General features: G+C 72.3%; 23 protein-coding genes and 1 pseudogene. 6 read left to right on the forward strand and 18 right to left on the reverse strand.

Annotation, left to right across the window (positions count from 1 at the left end; genetic code table 11):
* Positions 1–23: 23 nt before the first annotated feature.
* A pseudogene (locus tag EJC51_RS04580) lies at positions 24–212 on the reverse strand (DUF1918 domain-containing protein); the annotation flags it as partial.
* 226 nt (positions 213–438) lie between these two features.
* Here EJC51_RS04580 and EJC51_RS04585 point away from each other — a divergent pair.
* Together EJC51_RS04585 and EJC51_RS04590 are read left to right on the forward strand one after the other, a co-directional pair.
* Complete coding sequence (locus EJC51_RS04585; protein WP_126269816.1) at positions 439–1,101, forward strand: CBS domain-containing protein; 663 nt, start codon at positions 439–441, stop codon at positions 1,099–1,101.
* A 221-nt stretch (positions 1,102–1,322) separates the two neighbouring features.
* Positions 1,323–1,592: a hypothetical protein gene (locus EJC51_RS04590; protein WP_126269817.1), complete on the forward strand. Its 270-nt coding sequence runs from the start codon at positions 1,323–1,325 to the stop codon at positions 1,590–1,592.
* Here the strand turns inward: EJC51_RS04590 and EJC51_RS04595 are convergent.
* From EJC51_RS04595 to sqr, 3 genes are read right to left on the reverse strand one after another with little or no spacing between them, the layout of a single operon-like run.
* A complete protein-coding gene (locus EJC51_RS04595) occupies positions 1,583–2,056 on the reverse strand; it encodes a DsrE/DsrF/DrsH-like family protein (RefSeq protein WP_126269818.1) in 474 nt (157 codons plus the stop codon). The genes EJC51_RS04590 and EJC51_RS04595 overlap by 10 nt on opposite strands.
* A 13-nt stretch (positions 2,057–2,069) precedes the next feature.
* Positions 2,070–2,387, reverse strand: a complete 318-nt coding sequence (locus tag EJC51_RS04600) for a TusE/DsrC/DsvC family sulfur relay protein (protein WP_126269819.1) — start codon at positions 2,385–2,387, stop codon at positions 2,070–2,072.
* Positions 2,388–2,418: 31 nt separating this feature from the next.
* Positions 2,419–3,660, reverse strand: a complete 1,242-nt coding sequence (sqr, locus tag EJC51_RS04605) for a type III sulfide quinone reductase, selenoprotein subtype (RefSeq protein ID WP_126269820.1) — start codon at positions 3,658–3,660, stop codon at positions 2,419–2,421.
* Positions 3,661–3,823: 163 nt separating this feature from the next.
* Between sqr and EJC51_RS04610 the strand changes: the two genes are divergently transcribed.
* A complete protein-coding gene (locus EJC51_RS04610; RefSeq protein WP_207924918.1) occupies positions 3,824–4,276 on the forward strand; it encodes an OsmC family protein in 453 nt (150 codons plus the stop codon).
* Between the two features lie 94 nt (positions 4,277–4,370).
* The gene (locus tag EJC51_RS04615; RefSeq protein ID WP_126269821.1) at positions 4,371–4,640 is read left to right on the forward strand and encodes a DUF1876 domain-containing protein; all 270 of its coding nucleotides are present in this window, start codon (positions 4,371–4,373) and stop codon (positions 4,638–4,640) included.
* A 113-nt stretch (positions 4,641–4,753) separates the two neighbouring features.
* Here EJC51_RS04615 and EJC51_RS04620 read toward each other — a convergent pair whose 3' ends face one another.
* The 11 genes from EJC51_RS04620 to EJC51_RS04670 all read right to left on the reverse strand — a co-directional run bounded on the left by EJC51_RS04620 (position 4,754) and on the right by EJC51_RS04670 (position 16,098).
* A complete protein-coding gene (locus tag EJC51_RS04620; protein WP_244362491.1) occupies positions 4,754–5,767 on the reverse strand; it encodes a GerMN domain-containing protein in 1,014 nt (337 codons plus the stop codon).
* 295 nt (positions 5,768–6,062) lie between these two features.
* Positions 6,063–6,509, reverse strand: a complete 447-nt coding sequence (locus EJC51_RS04625) for a DUF1579 family protein (RefSeq protein WP_126269822.1) — start codon at positions 6,507–6,509, stop codon at positions 6,063–6,065.
* Positions 6,510–6,698: 189 nt separating this feature from the next.
* On the reverse strand, positions 6,699–7,121 hold the full coding sequence (locus EJC51_RS04630) for an Hsp20/alpha crystallin family protein (RefSeq protein ID WP_126269823.1): 423 nt from the start codon (positions 7,119–7,121) through the stop codon (positions 6,699–6,701).
* A 118-nt stretch (positions 7,122–7,239) separates the two neighbouring features.
* A complete protein-coding gene (locus tag EJC51_RS04635; protein WP_126269824.1) occupies positions 7,240–8,655 on the reverse strand; it encodes an NAD(P)(+) transhydrogenase (Re/Si-specific) subunit beta in 1,416 nt (471 codons plus the stop codon).
* 6 nt (positions 8,656–8,661) lie between these two features.
* A complete protein-coding gene (locus EJC51_RS04640; RefSeq protein WP_126269825.1) occupies positions 8,662–8,973 on the reverse strand; it encodes an NAD(P) transhydrogenase subunit alpha part 2 in 312 nt (103 codons plus the stop codon).
* The gene (locus tag EJC51_RS04645) at positions 8,970–10,085 is read right to left on the reverse strand and encodes an NAD(P) transhydrogenase subunit alpha (RefSeq protein WP_126269826.1); all 1,116 of its coding nucleotides are present in this window, start codon (positions 10,083–10,085) and stop codon (positions 8,970–8,972) included. The genes EJC51_RS04640 and EJC51_RS04645 overlap by 4 nt, the downstream gene beginning before the upstream one ends.
* 317 nt (positions 10,086–10,402) lie before the next feature.
* Entirely contained in the window at positions 10,403–11,473 is a 1,071-nt protein-coding gene (locus EJC51_RS04650) for a zinc-dependent alcohol dehydrogenase family protein (protein WP_126269827.1), read from the reverse strand.
* 167 nt (positions 11,474–11,640) lie between these two features.
* Complete coding sequence (locus EJC51_RS04655; RefSeq protein WP_341870637.1) at positions 11,641–12,060, reverse strand: Hsp20/alpha crystallin family protein; 420 nt, start codon at positions 12,058–12,060, stop codon at positions 11,641–11,643.
* A gap of 41 nt (positions 12,061–12,101) precedes the next feature.
* The gene (locus tag EJC51_RS04660; protein ID WP_126269828.1) at positions 12,102–12,611 is read right to left on the reverse strand and encodes a flavodoxin domain-containing protein; all 510 of its coding nucleotides are present in this window, start codon (positions 12,609–12,611) and stop codon (positions 12,102–12,104) included.
* Between the two features lie 37 nt (positions 12,612–12,648).
* Positions 12,649–13,380: a CBS domain-containing protein gene (locus tag EJC51_RS04665; protein WP_126269829.1), complete on the reverse strand. Its 732-nt coding sequence runs from the start codon at positions 13,378–13,380 to the stop codon at positions 12,649–12,651.
* 12 nt (positions 13,381–13,392) lie between these two features.
* Positions 13,393–16,098 (reverse strand): bifunctional acetate--CoA ligase family protein/GNAT family N-acetyltransferase, encoded by a 2,706-nt coding sequence (locus EJC51_RS04670; RefSeq protein ID WP_126269830.1) that lies wholly within the window; start codon positions 16,096–16,098, stop codon positions 13,393–13,395.
* Between the two features lie 185 nt (positions 16,099–16,283).
* On the opposite strand from EJC51_RS04670, the gene EJC51_RS04675 reads away from it, so the two are divergent.
* A complete protein-coding gene (locus EJC51_RS04675; RefSeq protein ID WP_126269831.1) occupies positions 16,284–16,616 on the forward strand; it encodes a hypothetical protein in 333 nt (110 codons plus the stop codon).
* Positions 16,607–16,852 (forward strand): hypothetical protein, encoded by a 246-nt coding sequence (locus tag EJC51_RS04680; RefSeq protein ID WP_126269832.1) that lies wholly within the window; start codon positions 16,607–16,609, stop codon positions 16,850–16,852. Before EJC51_RS04675 ends, EJC51_RS04680 begins: the two co-directional genes overlap by 10 nt.
* Positions 16,853–16,913: 61 nt before the next feature.
* Here the strand turns inward: EJC51_RS04680 and EJC51_RS04685 are convergent, their stop codons facing one another.
* Genes EJC51_RS04685 through EJC51_RS04695 form a run of 3 tightly spaced genes read right to left on the reverse strand, consistent with a single transcriptional unit; the run spans position 16,914 to position 19,748 of the window.
* The gene (locus EJC51_RS04685; protein WP_126269833.1) at positions 16,914–17,789 is read right to left on the reverse strand and encodes a universal stress protein; all 876 of its coding nucleotides are present in this window, start codon (positions 17,787–17,789) and stop codon (positions 16,914–16,916) included.
* Positions 17,790–17,794: 5 nt separating this feature from the next.
* Complete coding sequence (locus tag EJC51_RS04690; protein WP_126269834.1) at positions 17,795–18,817, reverse strand: zinc-dependent alcohol dehydrogenase; 1,023 nt, start codon at positions 18,815–18,817, stop codon at positions 17,795–17,797.
* A gap of 25 nt (positions 18,818–18,842) precedes the next feature.
* Positions 18,843–19,748, reverse strand: a complete 906-nt coding sequence (locus tag EJC51_RS04695; protein WP_126269835.1) for a universal stress protein — start codon at positions 19,746–19,748, stop codon at positions 18,843–18,845.
* Positions 19,749–19,906 lie beyond the last annotated feature (158 nt).

A 19,906-nucleotide genomic window follows, 5' to 3' on the forward strand; every position in this document is an offset into this window, starting at 1 on the left:
TCGACGGCCGGGTTCTCCTGACTGTGGACGACGTGGCGGATGTGCGCGTCGGGCCCGGGGAAGACGAGCGTGACCCGGTCGGTGTCCGACCAGCACACGTCGTAAGGGGGTGTGCCGTCCTCGTGGTGCAGCCCGACGATCTCCCCGTCGCGCTTGGTCACGCCGGTGGTGGGGCTCTCGACGACGAGGACATCACCCAGTTGAGCTCGCATGATCTCCACCCGCTTCTTCAGAGGTCGGCTCCTGAACCCACCGTGGCACGCGCGGCGCCCCGGCGCATGGGGTCGAGAACCCTGATCCCGGGGGGCCGAACAGCCCGGTTTCCGGGCCGTCCGGCCCTCGAACGGTCCTGAGCGGCTCTGCTGAGGACGGTCGGCTCCTGACACGCTGGACATGTGACGGCCGTCGGGCCGTCCCCTCGGGAAAGGGAGGAGCGACATGCAGCACCGTACTGTCGCCGATCTGATGACCCACGGTGTCGTCCGGGTCCGGTACGACACGTCGTTCAAGGAGATCGTGAAGCTGCTGGCCGATCACGACATCACCGCCGTGCCCGTGGTGGACGAGATGGACCGCCCGCTGGGCGTGGTGTCCGAGGCCGATCTGCTGCGCAAGTGCTCCGCGGGCCCCACGGCCGACGGCACCAGGGCCGAGGAGCTGATGTCGGCTCCGGCCGTGTGCGCGGGTCCGGAGTGGAGCGTGGTGGAGGCGGCCCGGCTCATGGCGGAGCGGAACGTCAAACGGCTGCCCGTGGTGGACGAGGCGGGCCGGCTCACGGGAGTCGTCAGCCGGAGCGACCTGTTGCGGATCTTCCTGCGCCGTGACGACGCGATCCGTGACGAGATCACCCGGGACGTGCTGGAGCGGACGTTGAGCCTCGCGCCCTCGGAGGTGACCGTGGAGGTACGCGAAGGACAAGTGACCCTGCGGGGATCCGTGGAGGTGAGCAGCCTCGTCCCCGTCATCGAGCGGCTGTGCCGCAGCGTCGACGGCGTGGTCTCGGTCTCCGCGCACATCGGGCACCGCATCGATGCCGGCCACGCGGGTCCGATCACAGCGGCGCCGGCGAGCCGGCTGACCGGCGAGCAGCTGCGTCGGTGAGTCGGCGAGCTGCCTCGGGTGCTCGATGTACGTAGCGCCACCGAGCGTGCAGAGGGTCTCGTCGAGGGATGTCCCGCCCACCGCCCTCGCGGCGGCGAACAGGGCACGGGCAGACATCGACGAGGAACAATCCGGCCTCGGCCGACGCTGTTCCTGATGCCCTGCCCGGCAAGGGCGACATCCACCTGGGCCTACCGGCCGCAAGGAGGCGCGTGAGCATCATGGCGACGTCAGGACCTGACCGGCGTCCGGCCGGCGAGAGCGATTCCCTGGTGACCGCCTGCGGGCGCAGGATCTCCGTGCACGGCCTGCGGCTGCCGCCCGTGGGTCGCCCCATCCGGCGGATCGCCCTGGACGTGGGCCGCGACCAGGGCGGCGAACCGGGCGTGTGGGCGGCCCTCACCGCGGAGGAGGCACGCACCCTGGCGCACCTCCTCCTGGCGCAGGCCACCCTGACCGAGAGCGGCACCGAAGACGGCAGTCAGGTGTAGATGATCTGCCCGCCGGCCGCGTGCTCGTAGAACTCGCCGACGGTGATGATGCCCTGGACCTGCTCCACGAGGTCGTCCTTGTCGAGTTCGAAGAGGTCGACGGACGCCTTGCACGCGTAGATGCCCGCGCCGGTGTCGGCGATCATCTCGATGAACTCGGGGATCGGCGGGATGTCGAGCGTCTCCATCTTGCGTTCCATGTACCGGGTGACCAGGTCGGGGACCCCGGGCAGGCCGCCCAGCAGGGTCGGCAGGTGCAGACCGGGGTTGCCGACCGTGGCCAGCTTGATGTGCTCCCAGCGCTTCTTCGTGATCGCGTCCAGCCCGAAGAAGGTGAAGAACAGATCGGCCTCGATGCCCTCGGCGCGCGCGCCGTTGGCCATGATCAGGGCCGGGTAGATCCCCTCCAGGGACCCCTTCGAGACGATGATCGAGACCTTCTCGATCGTGGCGGTGGCGGCCATCGCGGACCCCTTCTCAGATGCAGCCGCGCGGCTTGGGAATCCCGGCGATCTTCGCGGCGGTCTTCGCCGGGCCCTTGGGGAAGAGCTGGTACAGCTCCTTGACACTCACACCGGAGGTCTTGCCGAGGACGCGCACCGTGGGGCCGGTGCCCTTGGCGGCGTACTGCTCGCGCATGAAGCGGATCACCGTCCAGTGCCGGTCGGTGAGTTCGGTGATGCCCTGCTCGTGGGCGATCTGTTCGGCCATCGGCTCGCTCCAGCGGCCGGGGTCGGTGAAGAAGCCCTCGTCGTCGACCGGGACGGCCGTGTCGGCGTAGGTGGCGGTGGGCATGGTCGGGTCCTCTCCTCGAAGTCGGCGGGGCTCAGGCGAGGCTGTGCGACTTGCCCTGCTCGGGCATCTCCGCGCCGATACCGGGCAGTTCCCGGCCAGGCAGCAGGGTGTGCCAGTACAGCCACTCGAAGGCCAGCTTGCCGAGGTGGTTGGCGTACGACTCCTTCAGCAGCGGCAGGCCGACGGCGCCCGGGAAGTGGCCGGGCAGCGGTTCGGTGTCGTAGTTGAAGTCGATCAGCAGGGCCTTGTGGAAGCCGGTCTCGACGAAGCAGTTGGTGTGGCCGTCGTAGGAGGGCTCCACGGGCCGCCCGGCCAGGAGGCGGGCGATGTTGCCGGTGAGCGTCGCACCCTCGAAGTGGGCCACCGAGCCCGCCTTGGAGGCGGGCAGTCCGGCCGCGTCGCCGATGGCGAAGACCTCGGGGTGGTCGGGGTGCTGGAGGGTGTGCGGGTCGACGGGGACGAAGCCGAGTTCGTCGCCGAGTCCCGGGGAGCGGTCCACGTAGGCCGCGCCGCCGTGCAGCGGCACGACCACGGCCAGGTCGAAGGGGACCTCGCGTTCGTCGTACGACACCAGCCGCCCGCCCGCACCGTCGACCTCGCCGAGCGTGAACTCGGTGACCAGTTCGACGCCCTTGTCCGCCAGGAGTCCGCCCAGCGCCTTCGCCGCGGCCGGCTTGGTGAACGCGGCGTCCAGCGGGGTGGCGTACGTCAGCTGCACGCGGTCGCGGACACCGCAGCGCCGGAAGTACCAGTCGGCGAGGAAGGTGAACTCCAAAGGCGCGACGGGGCACTTGAACGGCAGATCCGCCACGTTCACCACGACTCGGCCGCCCTGGAAGCGCTCCAGCGCGTGATGCAGGCCCACGGCGCCCGGCAGGTCGTAGAAGGTGAAGACGTTCTCGCCCCAGCCCGGACCGGTCAGCCCCTCGGTCTCCTCCGGCAGCAGCCGGGCTCCGGTCGCGACCACCAGGACGTCGTACGACACCCAGCCGCCGACCGCGAAGTGGACCGTGCGTGCGTCGAGGTCGACGCGGTCGATGCGGGCGCGCTGGTAGTCGATGCCGGCATGCAGCTGGCGGGGCCGGGAGCGCACGAGATGGTGCGGCTGGGCGAGACCGAACGGCACGAACAGCAGGCCCGGTTGGTACACGTGGTCGTCGTCCTGGTCGACGACCGTGATCCGGCACTCGCCCGCGTCGTACATCCGCCGCAGCCGGTTGGCCGTGAGCGTACCGGCGGTGCCCCCGCCGAGAACCACGATGTGTGTGCTCATGTCTTCACTGTCGTGTCGGCGGCATGTCGGGGGCATGGGCCGCAGGTCCCTGGCACAGGTACCCACCCGGGTATGGCTTCGGCCTGTCGGCCCCTCCCCCGGCCCTCACGCGCGAGCTCCACTGGAAGTGCCGACACGGAGCACGGAGCAGGGAGGCTCGATCATGACCGGTACGGCGCAACAGACTCCTTCCACGGCCCGGCCGTCGGAGGTGGAGGTGCACAGCCTGGACGTCACGCACGTCCACGGTGACGCGTACACGGTGGAGGTCCGCGGTCACCAGCTGCTGGTCGACCAGCCCACGCAGGCGGGTGGCACGGACACCGCACCCACGCCGACCGAGCTCTTCGCCGCCTCCTTGGCCACCTGCGTCGCCTTCTACGCGGGCCGGTACCTCAAGCGGCACGGTCTGCACCACGCGGGCCTGCGGGTGCACGCGGAGTTCGCCATGTCCACCGACCGGCCGGCCCGCGTCGGTTCCGTCCGGGTGGTCATCTCCCTGCCGCCCGCCCTGTCCGAGCAGCGCCGGGCCGCCCTGCTGGCCGTCGCCTCGCACTGCACCGTCCACAACACGTTGCACGAGCCGCCCGAGGTCAGCGTGGAGCTGGAGCCCTGATCCCGGTGCTGAGGGCCGTTCGACTCCTGGACCGGCTGCCGGGGCGGGCGCAGGCTGGAAACGGAGGACGAGAAGCGGGACGGAAGTGATCACGATGGAAGCGAAGCAGTGGACCGTTCACATCTACATCAGCGAGGAAGGCGACGAGACGCATGCGCGCGCCGTCCTGGCCACGCGGGACACCTCGAACCTCACGGGTCGGGGACTGGCCCGCCGCAACCCGATCGACCGGCCCGTTCCGGAGATCGGTGACGAGCTCGCGGCGAGCCGCGCCCTGGAGGACCTCGCCATCCGGCTGCGCGACGTCGCCGCCGACGACATCGCGGAGCCGGCCAGGCCGCTCCAGGCATGGATCCAGGCGTGACCGAAGCGGGACGGCATTCCGCCGTGCCCGCTCACCACGCCGCCACCCGAGAGGCGGGGCACGGACCGTGCCCCGCCCCTCGGCGCCCGCGCCCGGCGCTGTGCTTCCTCCCGTCACCGCTGCAGCGTCAGCGGAATCGTGTCCTCGACCACGGCGTGACCGTCCTCCAGCGAGTTCCAGTACGCGGTCAGCGTCCCGGCGCCGGACCGGGTCGCCCGGTAGGGGATCGTGACGTCGAACGTGCCACGGGTACCGGTGCCGGAGGTGGCCGTGACGTAGACGTCGGCGGCGGTACGCCCGGCCGCGTCGGTGATCTTCAGCTTGAACGTCGCCTCGAAGGTGTTGGCGCTGCCCCACACCCGCACCGGGGTCCGGACGGAGTCGCCGATCAGCGGCGACTCCACGAGGATCTGCGGGGCCAGGTCCTCGAAGTCGGCACGGCCAACGGGGTGGTTGAGGACGATGCCCTCGCCGCCGAAGGACGTCACCGGCTTGCCGTCCAGCTCGAACCGCACCTTCTCGATCGACGGGAACCGGGTCGCGGTGAAGACGACCTGCGCGAGCCGGGCCTGCATCGACAGGCTTCCCCCGCCGTCGTCGTAGCGCCCGGAAAGGTCGATCGTCGCCACGTGCCGGCGGACCACGATCGAGCGAAGTGCCGTTCCCGAGGGAATGGCCGTGGTGCGACCGTTGCGGGCTTCGTACTTGCTGGGCCCGGCCAGCAAGGCACGCAGGGCACCGGCCGCGGTGGTCGGCGCGGCCACGGTCCGCGGCGCCGGCGAGACCTGCTCCCCGTGCAGGAAGTACACGGAGGTACGGATCTGACGGTGGCCCTGGCCCGGCATGGTCGGCACCGACGGCATGGTCGGGCCGTTCGGCGTTCCGGGCATGGTGGGAGCGGTCGCGCCGCCCTCGCCCGGGGTGGTGTCGCCGTTCCCGGTCGCCCCTTCCGTGCCGTCCGTGCCCGGCGCGCTCGTCCGGTCGGCCCCGGCGGGCGTGGTGGCCCCACTGCCGTCGTCCTGTCCACACGCGGTGGCCAGGGACGACGCCAACACGACGGCCGTGGCGAGGACCAGCGTGCGGCGAAGCCGGTACGGCCTGTTCATGGTCGCGTTCTCGGCACTCATGACAGCCTCCTACGACACTTCCAGCCAACTCCGTCCGTCGGGGCGCCCCAAGTGCCGTACGGCTCCCCGTGGATGGGCCGTCCGGCACCGACCGGAGGACCGTTCGGCCACGGTTGACACACCGTCGGAGGCACAGCCGAACCCCCTCCGCCTCCCGTGCAACCGCCCCACCGGTGACGTGAGTTGCGCTCCGACGTCGTCGCACCTACCGCAACTGCCCTTCTCCGGGCGGGTGAGGTGCCCGGTGAGGGATGGCCGAATCGGACGGGCACCAGGCCGCCTGCGCATGGGCGTCTCATACGTCCTGCGGTCGGTGCCCCACCGGTGTGCAGTGGTACGCCTCGACGAGCGTCCAGGGTCCGCCGTCGGCCGACATCTCGTTGCTCCACACCAGGTCCTGCGGGTCGGTCGCGTCCCACACCAGGCGCAGCCGGAGCGACTCGCCGCCGATCTGCTCGAACGTCAGCCGGTCGCCGTCGATACGGCCTCGCATCACGCCGACGCGGCCGTAGTCGTCGGCGAGGGTGGCCCGGTAGTCACCGGTCTGCGGGGCCCAGCCGACCACCCAGAGGAGCTGCCAGGTCAGGACGGGGGTGCCGTCGAGCAGGTACTGGTCCTGCTCGTAGGTGCCGACGATCCAGCGGCCGTCCTGGACGGACTCGTGGCTGCCCCGGCCGCGTGCGGTCATCGCCGGTGTGCCGGGTCCCGTCCCGCCCGCTTCGACGCGGCCGGTCCAGGTCATGTCCCGGCAGAAGCGGGCGAGGGCCGCCGTCTCGGGTCCCGGCGTGACGGGCCGGGGAATCGCGTCGTGCGCGGTGGCGGGCGTGGTGGTCCCTCCGTTGCCGAGCGTCTCGCCGACAGGGGGAATACGTGTGCGCAGCCGGATGGAAACGCCGGCTGCGCACAGGGTGCGGCCTGGGGGAACCCGTGCTCAGCCGTGCCGCACCGGGATGGTCCGGGTGCCTGCCTTCGCCTCGGGCACCGGGACCGTGATGGTCAGGACGCCGTCCTTGTACTCCGCGGTCGCTTCGTCGCCGTTGGCTCCGGCGGGCAGCCGGACGGAACGGGTGAAGGTCCCGTACCGGAACTCCGTGCGGTGCTTCTCCGCGGTCTCCTCACCGCGCTCGGCCCGCAAGGTCAGGACGCCTTCCGTGACAGTGATCTCGACGTCCTTGGCGGGGTCGATCCCCGGCAGCTCCGCCCGCAGCACGTACGTCTCGCCCGCGAGGTGCTCCTCGATCCGGATGCCGTGCGTACCGACGGCCATGTGCGCCCCGGGCAACCCGCCCTCGACCCAGCCGAACAGGTCGGGCAGCGTGGGCCAGAGGGGCAGCCGCTCGATCATGCCGCTCATGTCTCCCTCCTTCTTCGTGCCTCATGACTTCTCGTCACTTCCAGCGTCCCGCCGCGCGACCCCGCCGCGCGTGGGCCGACCGGTCCCGTCGGGGAGCCGCTCGGCCCTGGCGCCACGCTCAGGTGACGAACTCCGCCACCGACGACTTGAGTTCGGCCAGCCCCTTCTTCGCGTCGGTGAAGAACATGCCGGTCCTCGGGTCGGTGTAGAGCTCGTTGTCGACGCCCGCGTAGCCGTGCCCCATGGAGCGCTTGATGACGACGACGCTCTTCGCCTTGTCCACGTCGAGGATCGGCATCCCGGAGATCGCGTTGCCGGGGCGGCGGGCGATGGGATTCGTCACGTCGTTCGCGCCGATCACCAGGGCGACGTCCGCCTGCGGGAACTCGGGGTTGATCTCGTCCATCTCCTTGAGCTGCGTGTACGGCACGTTCGCCTCGGCCAGCAGCACGTTCATGTGGCCCGGCATCCGGCCGGCGACCGGGTGGACGGCGTAGCTGACGTCGACGCCATGATCGGTCAGCAGCTCGGCCAGGTCGCCCAGTTCGTGCTGGGCCTGCGCGGCGGCGAGACCGTAACCGGGGACGAGCACGACCTTGCTCGCGTAGGCCAGCTGGATCGCCACGTCGTCGGCGGAGACCGAGCGCACCTGAGCCGGGACGCCGGATCCGGTTGCCGTGGGGGCACCGTCGCCGGTGCCGAAGCCGCCGACCACGATGTTGGCGACGGACCGGTTCATGGCGTCGGCCATCAGCTTGGTGAGAATGCCGCCGGAGGAGCTGACGAGCATGCCCGCGATGATCAGCGCGGTCTCGTCGAGGACGAAGCCCGCCATCGCGACCGCGGAGCCGGTGAAGGCGTTCAGCAGGGCGATGACGACCGGCATGTCGGCCCCGCCGATCGGCAGCACCATCGTCACGCCGAACAGCAGTGCCACCACGGTGAGTCCGTACAGCGCGGTGCGGGACTCCGGAGCCAGCACCAGCCAGGCCGTGCCGGCGACGAAGGAGGCGGGCAGCAGTACGTTCAGCAGCCGTGCCCCCGGGAACACCACCGGCGCGCCGGAGACGACGCCCTGGAGCTTGCCCGCGGCGATCAGTGAGCCGGAGAACGTGACCGCGCCGATGACGATGTCGAGTGCCGCGGGGACCGAGACCCGGGCTCCGATCGCAGCCGGGGTGTCGGCCTGAAGCAGGTCGTTGACGGCGATCAGCGCGGCGGCCCCGCCGCCGACGGCGTTGAAGAGGCTGACCAGTTGGGGCATGGCGGTCATCCGCACCTCGCGCGCGGCCCACAGCCCGAGCGCCGCGCCGAGGAGCCCACCACCGGCCAGCACCAGCCAGCCGGTGCGGCTGATGGCGCCCTCGTCGGCCACGAGCCACACGGTGGCGGCGACAGCGACGCTCATGGCCGTGCCGGACAGGGTGTTGCCGCGGCGTGCCGTGCGCGGATGGTTCATCAGGTGCAGGCCGAGCACGAAGCAGGCGGCCGCGGCCAGGAAGACGTAGTGGACGGTGTCGGAGACAGTGGTCATGGCGGCTCACACCTCCGTCTTCTCGTGGGCCGGTGGCTTGGTCCTGAACATCCTCAGCATCCGGTCCGTGACGACGTATCCGCCGACGACGTTCATGGCGCCGAAGACCATCGCCACGAAGGCCAGCGTGTAGCCGAGCCAGCTGTGCGACTCGGCCGCGATCAGCATGGCGCCGACGACGACGATGCCGTGCACGGCGTTGGAGCCGGACATCAGCGGGGTGTGGAGGGTCGCGGGGACCTTGCTGATGACTTCGATACCGACCAGCACACTCAGCACGAACACCGTGATCGCGGTGAGCAGGTCGAGGTCGTTCATGACGGTCCGCCTCCCATCAGGGCTCCCGTGATCTCGTCGGCCGGGTCGAGGACGAGTTCGCCTTCACGCACCAGGTGGCGCAGGAGTGCGACGAGGTTGCGGGCGTACGCGGTGGACGCGGCGGTGGCCATCGCGGACGGCAGCCGGCCGGCCCCGATCACGGTGACCCCGTTGTCGAGGACGTCGGTCTTGTCGGGCTCGGAGCCCTCGACGTTCCCGCCGAGTTCACCCGTCGCCAGGTCGACGACGACCGAGCCCGGCTTCATCCGCTCCAGCGCCGCCGTGCTCACCAGCAGCGGGGGGCGGTGGCCGGGGACCTGGGCGGTGGTGATCACGACGTCGGAGCGCGCGATGTGCGCGTCCGTCGCCTCGCGCTGGTCCCGCTGCTCCTGGTCCGTCAACTCCCTTGCGTAACCGCCGAGTCCGGCGCCCGGTCCCGCGTGCGGAGGGCTCTTGACATCGAGGAACCGGGCACCCAGCGATTCCACCTCCCCTCGTGACTCGGGGCGTACGTCGTACGCCGTGACCACGGCGCCGAGGCGGCGGGCGGTGGCGATCGCCTGGAGCCCGGCCACTCCGGCGCCGAGGACCAGCACCTGGGCGGGGCGCATGGTGCCCGCCGCGGTGGTCAGCATCGGGAAGAACCGGTCGTAGGACTCGGCGGCCAGCAGCGCCGCCTTGTACCCGGCGACGGAGGCCTGCGAGGTCAGCGCGTCCATGGACTGGGCGCGACTGAGGGTGCGCGGCAGCAGGTCGAGGCTCAGGGTGCGTACGCCGCGCCGGTGGAGGTCCGCCACCAGATCGGGGTGGCGCAGCGGCTCCAGCAGCCCGGCCAGGGTCTGCCCGGAGCGCAGGGAGGCGGTGGTCGCCGCGTCCGGCGGCCCCACGCACAGCACTACGTCGGCCCGCGCGTACAGGTCCTCGGCCGCCACGGTCTCGGCGCCGGTGGCGGTGTAGTCGGCGTCGGTGAACCAGGCGCCGGACCCCGCCCCCGTCTCGACGAGGACGTCGAGGCCCACTCGGCGCAGCAGGGTGACGGTCTCGGGGACGAGGGCGACGCGGCGTTCGCCGGGCGCCCTTTCCCGTACGGCTCCCACGGTGACGGTGGCCATGATCTGCTGCCTCTCCCCCTGGACCCGGGGCGCCCGGGCCCAGGGAACTGGTCAGAACTGGAAGACGAGCCGTGCCTCGGCGGGGTCCTGCGGGTGCCGACGACGGAGCCGTCCCCGGCCGTCCGGCGCAACCGTGGCAGGCAGCCGCCGTCCGGTCGTGCACGGCGCGCAGTGCGGACGGCAAAGGGTGGTTGGACGCGTCCATGGCACCTCCCGCGCGCCCGTTCAGTGGTCCTCCCCGTCAGCCTCACGCTCACGCCGCGCCGGGACCCCGCCGCAGAGGCCGAACGTCCCCTGCGCCAGGGCCCCTTGGGCCGTCAGGCCGCCGGTACGGCGACGACGTCGTGCCGCGGCCCGCCCAGCACCACCTTGAGCGCGCCGGTGTCAGCGGCGCGGGCGAAGACGTCGTACGCCTCTTCCATGGCGTCCAACGGGAAGGTGTGGGTGACCAGCGACGAGGTCGGCAGCCGACCGGCGGCCGCCATCCGCAGCAGGGTGGGTGTGGAGTGGGTGTCGACGAGACCGGTGGTGATGGTCAGGTTCTTGATCCACAGTTCTTCGAGGTGCAGGGTGGCCGGCCTGCCGTGCACGCCGACGTTGGCCACGTGCCCGCCGGGCCGCACCATGCGGGTGCACAGCTCGAAGGTCTCCGGCACGCCGACGGCCTCGATGGCCACGTCCGCGCCGAGTCCGTCGGTGAGGTCGGCGATCAGCTGCTCGGGAGACTCGCCGGCGAAGGCCACCGCGTCGGCGCCGAACGACCGGGCGGCCTCCAGCCGGGACGCGGCCAGGTCCACGACGACGATCCGCTCGGGGGCGAACAGCCGGGCCGTGGCCACGGCCGCCAGCCCGATGGGACCGGCACCGACGACAGCGACGGTGTCCCCGGGCCGAACCCGCCCGTTGAGCACGCCCACCTCGTAGGCCGTCGGGAAGATGTCGGCCAGCAACACGGCGTCCTGGCTCTCCAGGGTGCTGGGCAGCGGGTGGACGGACAGGTCGGCGTACGGGACCCGTACGTACTCGGCCTGAGTGCCGTCGATGAGGTGGCCGAGGATCCAGCCCCCGCCGCCCCGGCACTGGCCGTAGCCGCCCTCACGGCAGTAGCGGCAGCGCCCGCAGGCGGTGATGCAGGAGACGAGGACGCGGTCCCCCGGGCGCACGGTGCGGACGTCTCCGCCGACCTCGACGATCTCGCCGACCGCCTCGTGCCCGAGGACGGTCCCGGGGCGGACCTCGGGCACGTCGCCCTTGAGGATGTGCAGGTCCGTTCCGCAGATGGTGACGGTGTCGACGCGGACGATCGCGTCCGTGGGTTCCTTGACACCGGGGTCCGGGACGTCCTCCCAGGAGGACTGTCCGGGCCCGTGGAAGACGAAGCCCTTCATGACATGCCTGCCTTTCTCCCCCTCAGCTCCAGCCTGGCCCTCCGGACCGTGCCACGCATGGGCCGGTCGGCCCCGCGGGCCTGCCGGAGGGTTCCTTCAGCCGACAGGCGTCCGCGCACCCGGGCCTCCCCTGTCCGGGTGCGCGGACGTGGCGGCACGGACCCCGATCAGCCGTGCCGCACCGGAATGGTCGTGGTGCCCGACTTCGCCCTGGGCACCGGGACCGTGATCGTCAGCACGCCGTCCTGGTACACGGCGGTCGCCTTGTCGCCCTTCGCCCCGGCCGGCAGCCGGACGCAGCGGGCGAAGGTGCCGTACCGGAACTCGGTGCGGTGCTTCTCGGTGAGCTCCGCGGCGCGCTCGGCGCGCAGCGTCAGCAGCCCTCCCTCGACGGTGATCTCGACGTCCCGCGCGGGGTCGAGGCCGGGGAGCTCGGCCCGCAGCACGTACGCCTCGTCCGTGAGGTGCTCCTCGACGCGGATCGCGTGCAGTCCGGGGACGCCGTGCGTCCCGGGGTGCCCGGCCTCGACCCAGCCGAACAGGTCGGGCAGGGTCGGCCGGCCGTGCAGCAGCTCGATCATTCCCATCTCTCCTCACTCCTTGGCGGATCGGCTCTCTCGCCGCCCGTTCAGCTCCCTGTCGCGTCCTTCGTCAGCTCGTCGGCGATGCCCTGGGCCCACTCCTCGATGCGGGCGAAGTCCCGGAAGTCGCCGCCCTTTCCGTTGCGGACGATCATCTTGGCGATGCGCCCCCGGGCGCCCTCCACCAGGCGGCCGCCGAAGGTGACATGGCCGCGGGCGTCGAGCCGGGTCATGGCCCGCCGGACACCGGGCACCGGCGGGATGTCCTTCTCCGACGCCGAGGCGTCCAGCGGTCCGCTGCTGAACAGCCACAGCGGCTTCTCGGCGAGTGCGCGGTGATGGCGGCGGACGAAGCGGCGTGCGTGCCGGTGCCAGCGCCCCGCGTACAAGCCTCCCCCCACCACCACGGCGTCGTAGTCGGCCACGCTCGCGACGGAGGCGGCCGGCCGGGCCCATGCCTGCAGGCCCGCCTTGTTCAGCACTTCGGCGACGGTCTCCGCGATCTGTGCGGTGGATCCGTTCGTCGTCCCGTAGGCGACCAGCACGCCACCCGACATGACGGCCCACCTCCTTTCGACCTTTGGGTTCGTGAGTTCACAGCTTGCGCAGCCAGTCGTCGCCGATGCCGTGCAGCGCCTGTGCCGCGGGCTCCACACGGGAGTCGTCGAGGCGGTAGGTGAGCTTGCTGACGACATCGACCACGCCGTCGATCTGGCGGGTCATCGAGACGGCGATCTCCGTCTCGCTCTTGCGTTCCATGTGTCCGGAGAGCGTGACGACGCCCTCGACCACGGCCACCTCGACACTCCTCGGCGGCAGCCACAGGGCGCGGATCAGAACCTCGTCGATGACCGCGGCACGGATCTCGGCGTCGGGCCGCAGGAAGACCTGGAGGAGGTCGCGGCGGGTGACGATGCCGACCAGGCGCTGCTCCTCGTCCAGGACGGGCAGCCGCTCGATGTGGTGCTCGGCCATGGTGCGGGCGGCCTCGACGATGGTGTCGTCGGCGAGGACCGTGACGGGCGGCGTGGTCATCAACTGGCCTGCCGTACGGGCCCTGGCCTTCACGGCCCGCGCACGGCCCCGGCGGGTGAGCGCGGCGAACCGGAAGCGCTTCTTCGGTTCGTAGGGGTCCGGGGCGTCGGCCTGCCGAACCATGAGATCGGTCTCGGAGATGACGCCGACGACCTTCTCGTCCTCGTCGACCACCGGCAGTCCGCTGATGCGGTGCTCGCCCAGCAGCCGGGCCACTTCCTTGAACGGCGTGCCGTACTGGGCGCGGACGACGTCCGTGGTCATGACGGAGCCGACCTTGTTGTGCTTCATCGTTGTCCCTCCTCAGCGGAGACGGCGCAGATACGGGTCGTGGGGCCTGCGGGGCAGCAGGCGTAGGCGCGCATCGAGCACACTGGCTCCGCCCGGTGTCGCGAGAACGGGGTTGAAGTCGGCCTCGGCGAGCTGCGGCAGGTCGCTCGCCATGCGGGACAGCCGCAGCAGCAGTTGTTCGAGGCCTGCGAGGTCCACGGGCCGGGCGCCGCCGGCTCCGAAGAGGAGCGGGGCGCAGCGCGGTGCCGTGATCAGGTCGTGCACGTCGTGGTCGGTGAGCGGGGCGAGGCGGGCGGCGTGGTCGGCGAGGATCTCGGTGGCGGTGCCGCCGAGCCCGAAGAGGACGAGTGGTCCGAACACCTCGTCCTGCACGACCCCCGCGAACAGCTCGGTGCCGCGGTCGGCGAGCGGCTGCACGACGACTCCGGTCAGCAGGCCGGCGAACCGGGTCTCCAAGTCGCGGTAGGCGGCGCGTACTTGGGCGTCGCCGCGCAGGTCGAGGTGGACCGCGTGCTCGGCGCTCTTGTGCAGCAGTCCCGGCCAGTGGGCCTTCATCACGACCCGGCCGTCGGCACCGCGCAGCCGCTGGGCGGCGAGGACGGCGGCGTCCTCGGTGTCGGCCCATGCCCAGGACAGCTGGGGGATGCCGTAGCAGTCGAGGAGTTCGGCGCAGTCGCGCGGGTCGAGCCAGCCGCCGTCCGGATGGGCCTGCAGCCAGGCCTCCACGGCGGCGTGGGCGCGTTCCGTCTCCACGCCGTCGAGGTCGGGGACCGTACCGGCCGGGCGCGCGAGCCAGGCCGCACGGCGGGCCGCGTGGGCCAACGCCCGTGCCGCCGCCTGGGGTTCGGAGTACGACGGCACGGTGCCGTCGCCCTGCGCGGTGGGCAGCAGCTCGACGGGCAGGGCCTGCTCCAGCCGGACCGCGGCGACCGGCTTCGTCCTCCGCCCGGGGGCGCCGGTGAGAGCCCGGACGAGGTCGTCGCCGGTCGCCGCGGCGACCGCCGTGGGGACCAGGGCCACGAGGACGGCGTCGATCCCGCCGTACCGCATGATCCGGTCCACACAGTCCATGAGCTGCCCCTCCGAGACGGCCGCGGTGGCGTCGACGGGGTTGCCGACGGCGGCGCCCTCGGGGAGTACGGCGAGCAGTGCGTCGATGAGTTCGGGGGTGGGCGTCGGCAGCGTGAGCCCGGCCTCGGCGCAGGCGTCGGCCGCGAGGACGCCCGCGCCGCCCGCGTTGGTGACGATCAGGACGCGGGGTCCGGCGGGCAGCGGCTGGGAGTGCAACAGGGCGGCGGCTTCGAGGAGTTCGCCGACCGAGCGGGTGGCGGTGACGCCGGCCTGGGTGAACAGGGCGCCGCGGGTCATGGTGCGGGTGGCGGCGGCCGCGGTGTGCGAGGCGGCGGCGCGTCGTCCGGCCTCGGTACGGCCGGCGTCGACCGTGAGGACCGGCATCCGGCGGGTGACGCGGCGGGCGGTGCGGGAGAAGGCGCGGGGGCTGCCGAAGGACTCCAGGTGCAGCAGGGCGAGGTCGGTGCGGCCGTCGCTCTCCCACCACTGGAGCATGTCGTTGCCGCTGACGTCGTACTTGTCGCCGAGGGAGACGAAGGAGGAGACGCCGATGCCGAGCCGGGACATCCCGTCGAGCAGGGCGATGCCGACGCCGCCGGACTGCACGGCGACGCCCGCGGTGCCGGGGCGCGGGTGGCCGGCGGCGAAGGTGGCGTCGAGGTGCAGGGCGGGGTCGGTGTTCGACAGGCCGAGGCAGTTGGGGCCGACGAGGCGCATGCCGTGCTCGCGGCAGGCCGCCAGCAGGGCCTTGGCCTGGCCCGCGTCCAGACCCGCGGTGACGACGAGGAGGGCGCGCACGCCCGCCTTGCCGCACTCCTCGGCGGTCGCGGGGACGGCGGCGGCCGGTACGGCGAGCACCGCGAGGTCCGGCGTCCTGGGCAGCGCGGTGACGGAAGGGTGGCAGGGCACGCCGAGGATGGCGTGCGCGCCGGGGTTCACCGCGAAGAGCTGCCCGGTGTAGCCGCCCGTGCGCAGCTGGTGCAGCACGGCCCGGCCCACCGAGCCGGCCTTGCGTCCGGCGCCGACGACGGCGACCGCACGCGGTCGCAGCAGCGGTTCCATGCTGGCGATGTCGGCGCCCCGGCCGCGTTCCTCGACCGCGGTGAGGTAGGTGTCGCTGTCGTCGAGGGCGATGGTGCAGCGCACCTCCGGGCCCTCGAAGCGGCGGGCGGTGCGCAGGCCGAGGTCGGCGAAGAGCCGCAGCACCTCGTGGTTCTCGCTGAGCGCGTCGGCGGTGAAGGTCGTGATGCCCTCGGCGCGGGCGGCCGAGACGAGATGTTCGATGAGCAGGGTGCCGACGCCGCGGTGGTGCAGTCCGTCGGCGACCGCGATGGAGATCTCGGCCGTGCGGGCGTCTGGTTCGGTGCCGCCGGTGTCGTATTCGGCGAGGCCGATGACCTGGCCCTCCGTCTCGGCCAGCAGCGCCCGGTAGCCGAAGTGGCGCGGGGCGCAGGCCCGGTCGGCGGCCCTCGCGGCCGATCGGCGGCTCGCGGCGAAGAACCGCAGGCGCAGGTTCTCCGGGGACATCTCCTCGTACAGCCCCTGGAGCTGGTCGTGGTCGTCGCGCCGCACCGGGCGGATGCGGACCGTGCGGCCGTCCGCGAGCAGGGCGTGGACCGAGGGCTGGTCGAGTGTGTCGTCCGTCATGACGGATCTCCTTACGGGTCTTCTCGTCACCTAGAGCGTCCAGCGGATCCGGCACCGCTCCCATGGGCCGCCCGGGCGGCTCCGCTGGGCCGGTCGGCCCTCATGGGAGGGACCGGCCCGAAGGGTGGGTAGGGGCTCCGGGGCAAGCACGGGCGGGGTGGATGACAGGGGGGACGATGCCGCTCATGGATCAACTGCCGGCACTGCTCGGCGTGGTCGTCGGCTCGGTGGGGTCGTACGCGGCGCAGAGCCTCACCGAGCGCAGGAAGTGGAAGCGGCAGCGCGAGGAACGGTGGGACGAGAAACGCTTCGAGATCTACGGCTCCTACGGCAACGTCCTCAAGGCGCAACTGCGCATCGCCCAGCGGATCGGCGCGGCCCTGGGGTATCCCGACGTCGCCGATCCCCTGCCGCCGGCCGAGGGGCTGCCGCAACTCGCGGAGGCGGAGTCGCGGCGGACGGCGTGGGGGCACCTCCCACGCCTTTTGGGCAGTGGGGGAGGGAGTCGGTGCTGCTGATCGGGGACGCCGCCACCATCGCGGCCGCGCGGCGTTGGCACGAAATGGTGTGGACGATCGAGTTGCTGGTGCGGGAAGGGTGTGCGACCCCGCAGGACTGGACCCTCGCCCTCGGACAGGCGAGCGCCGCGCAGGACGCCTTCTACGCGTGCGCCCGGTGTGATCTGGGCATTGCGGGGGCTCCTCCCCCGGCCGGCGAGTGGCCACGGCCGTGGCGCGCCGAACTCTCCTCGTGACCCGGGTGCCCGCCGCGCGGTCCGCGGGCCGGAGCCCGGGATCGCGCGGTACCGGTGCTGTTCACGCCGGATGCGGTACGACCGCCACCGGGCACGCCGAGTGGTGCAGGGCGGCGTGGGCGACCCGGCCGAGTTGCAGGCCGAGGTGGCCTTTGCGTCGCTTCGCGCCCACCACCAGCAGGTCGGCGCCGTGCGAGGTGGTCACCAGGACGTGGTGGGCGGGGCCCTCCAGCGTGCGGGGACGTACCTCGACGTCCGGCGGGGCGTCGCGCAGGGCCTCGGTCAGGGACTTCTCGGCCTCCTCCGCGTGCAGCCGGGCGGGGGCGTCGGCCAGCAGGGGGTGGTCGGTGGTCTCGTGCGCGGGGCATCGCCAGGCCTTCACGGCGTCCAGGACCACCCCGCGCCGCCGGGCCTCCTCGTAGGCGAACCGCCGGACGGCCGCCGCCTCGTCGGGGTCCTCGCCGATGCCCACGACGACGCGGCCGTGGGTGCCGTGCGCGGCCTTGGTGTCGTGGTTGCCGCGCAGCACGATGACCGGGCAGTGGGCGTGGGCGGCGACCGTCAGGCTGACCGACCCGAGCAGCGCTTCGGCGATGCCGCTGCGGCCGCGGGTGCCCACGACCAGCACGGAGGCGTTGCGGCCCTCGTGCACGAGGGTGTACTCGGGTTCTTCGAAGACGACGTCGGTGGTCACCTTCAGCTCGGGCTGCCGACTGCGGGCGCGTCGGGCGGCGCCGGCGACGACGTCCTGCGGCAGCACCTCGGCGTCGGGCTTGCCGAGGTCATGGGCGAGGGCGGCGCCCTCGTAGCGGTCCCACCGGCAGGCGTACACCACCCGCAGCGGCACTCCTCGCAGCGCGGCCTCGTCGGCCGCCCAGTCCGCGGCGCGCAGGCTCGGTTCGGAGCCGTCGACGCCTACGACGACGGGCAGTTCCATCACGTTCACCTCCCCAGGGCGAGGTCGAAGACGATGCGGGCCTTGACCTGGCCGCGCAGGACGTCCTCGATCGACTCGTTGACGGACGACAGCGGCCGGGTCTCGCTGATGACCTTCGTGCGGCCGGCCGCGTGCAGGTCGAACACCTCGGCGAGGTCCTGCCGGGTGCCGACGATGGAGCCGATCACGCTCGTCCCGTTCAGGACGGTGTCGAAGATCGGGACCTGGATCGTGCCGTGCGCGGGCAGCGCGACCATGACGAGCTTCCCGCCGCGCCGCAGCCCGGCGTTGACTGCCGTGAAGGCGGCCTCGTTCACGGCGAGGGCGATCGCCGCGTGGGCCCCGCCGTGTTCCTTGAGGACCTCGGCGACGTCCTGCTTGCGGGCGTCGATGACGAGGTCGGCACCGAGTTCCGCGGCGAGTTCGAGCTTGTCGTCGGTGACGTCGATCGCGGCGACGGTGGCACCGGCGATCTTCGCGTACTGCACGGCGAGATGACCGAGTCCGCCGACGCCGGAGATCGCGACCAGCTGGCTCGGGCGCACTCCCGCGACCTTGAGCGCCTTGTACGTCGTCACGCCCGCGCAGGTCAGCGGGGCGGCGTCGACGGCGCTGACGCCGTCGGGCACCGGCTGGGCGAAGTCGGCCCAGGCGAGCATCTTCTCGGCGTAGCCGCCGTCGCAGCCGTACCCGGTGTTGATCTGCTGCTCGCACAGCGTCTCCCAGCCGGACAGGCAGTGCTCGCACCGCCCGCAGGCCTTGCCGAGCCACGGCACCGCGACCCGCTGTCCGAGGCTCAGGTGGGCGACGCCGGCGCCGAGTTCCTCGACGATGCCGACACCCTCGTGCCCGGGCACGAACGGGGGGCTGGGTTTGACGGGCCAGTCGCCGTGCGCGGCGTGGATGTCGGTGTGGCACAGCCCGGAGGCCTCGACCCGGATGCGGACCTGTCCGGGGCCGGGTGCGGGGTCGGGGCGCTCCTCGATGACCAGGGGCTCGCCGAAGGCCCGTACGACGGCTGCCTTCATGGGGTCAACTCCTCTGTTGGTGACGTCAGTTGTGGGCGACCACGGCGACAGGCGCGGTGGCGTGGTGCAGGACGGCATGCACGACGGGCCCGACATGGGCCCCGAGGGCGCTGCGCCGGATGCGGCGGCCGACGACGACCAGGCTGGCGTCCCGGGCGGCGTCCACCAGCCGGTTGCCGGGGCTGCCGGAGGCGGGTGCCTCGGTGACCTCGACGTCCGGGTACTTCTGCCGCCAGGGCTTGAGCGCCTCGGCCAGGGCCGCGGCTTGCTGACGTGTGATCTCGTCGTGCAGATACGGGTCGGCGGACAGGCCGTAGACGTAGTACGGCGGCAGGTTCCAGCCGTACACGGCCCGCAGGCCGGTACCGCGCCGGGCGGCCGTCTCGAAGGCGAAGCCGATGACGGTGTCGTCGGGGCTGTGCGGATCCAGTCCGAGGACCACCGGCTTGAAGGGGGTGGCGGCCGAGGGGATGCCGACCGGGTCCGCCTCGTGCTCGTCGGCGGCCTGTTCCCCGGCGCGGACCAGGACGACGGGCCGTTCGGCGTGGGCGATGACGGACAGGCCGACGGAGCCCACCAGGAATCCGCCGAGTCCGCTCAGCCCGCGTGAGCCGAGGACGAGCAGTTCGGCGTCCTCGGCGGCCTTGGTGAGCACCTCGGCCGCGCCGCCGGTCAGCTGCTCCACGGTCACCTCGACACCGGGGTGCCGCAGCCGCAGTCCCTCGGCGGCCTCGCGGGGAATGCGCTCGCTCCAGTGCTGCTGGGTCTCCGCGCCGAGGAGCGGGGCCTGGGCCATGGGGTCCGGGACGGGCTCCCAGACATTGACGATCTTCAACGGCAGGCCGCGCAGCCTCGCCTCGCGGGCCGCCCATTCGGCGGCGGCCCGGCTCTCGGAGGAGCCGTCGAGACCTGCGACAACGGTGCGCACCATGAGTTCTGCCTCCTGTCGGTGTCTGTGTTCAGCGTCGCGCCTGGTGACGCCGGTGCAGCAGGGGCCGCAGGTCCCCGCGCGGGGCCGAACGGCCCACCCTCGGGCGGGGGTCTGAAGGACCCTTTGCCGCAGGGCGTACCGTCGCCGAATCTGAAGGC

The organism is Streptomyces aquilus (assembly GCF_003955715.1).
Taxonomy (GTDB): Bacteria; Actinomycetota; Actinomycetes; order Streptomycetales; family Streptomycetaceae; genus Streptomyces; species Streptomyces aquilus.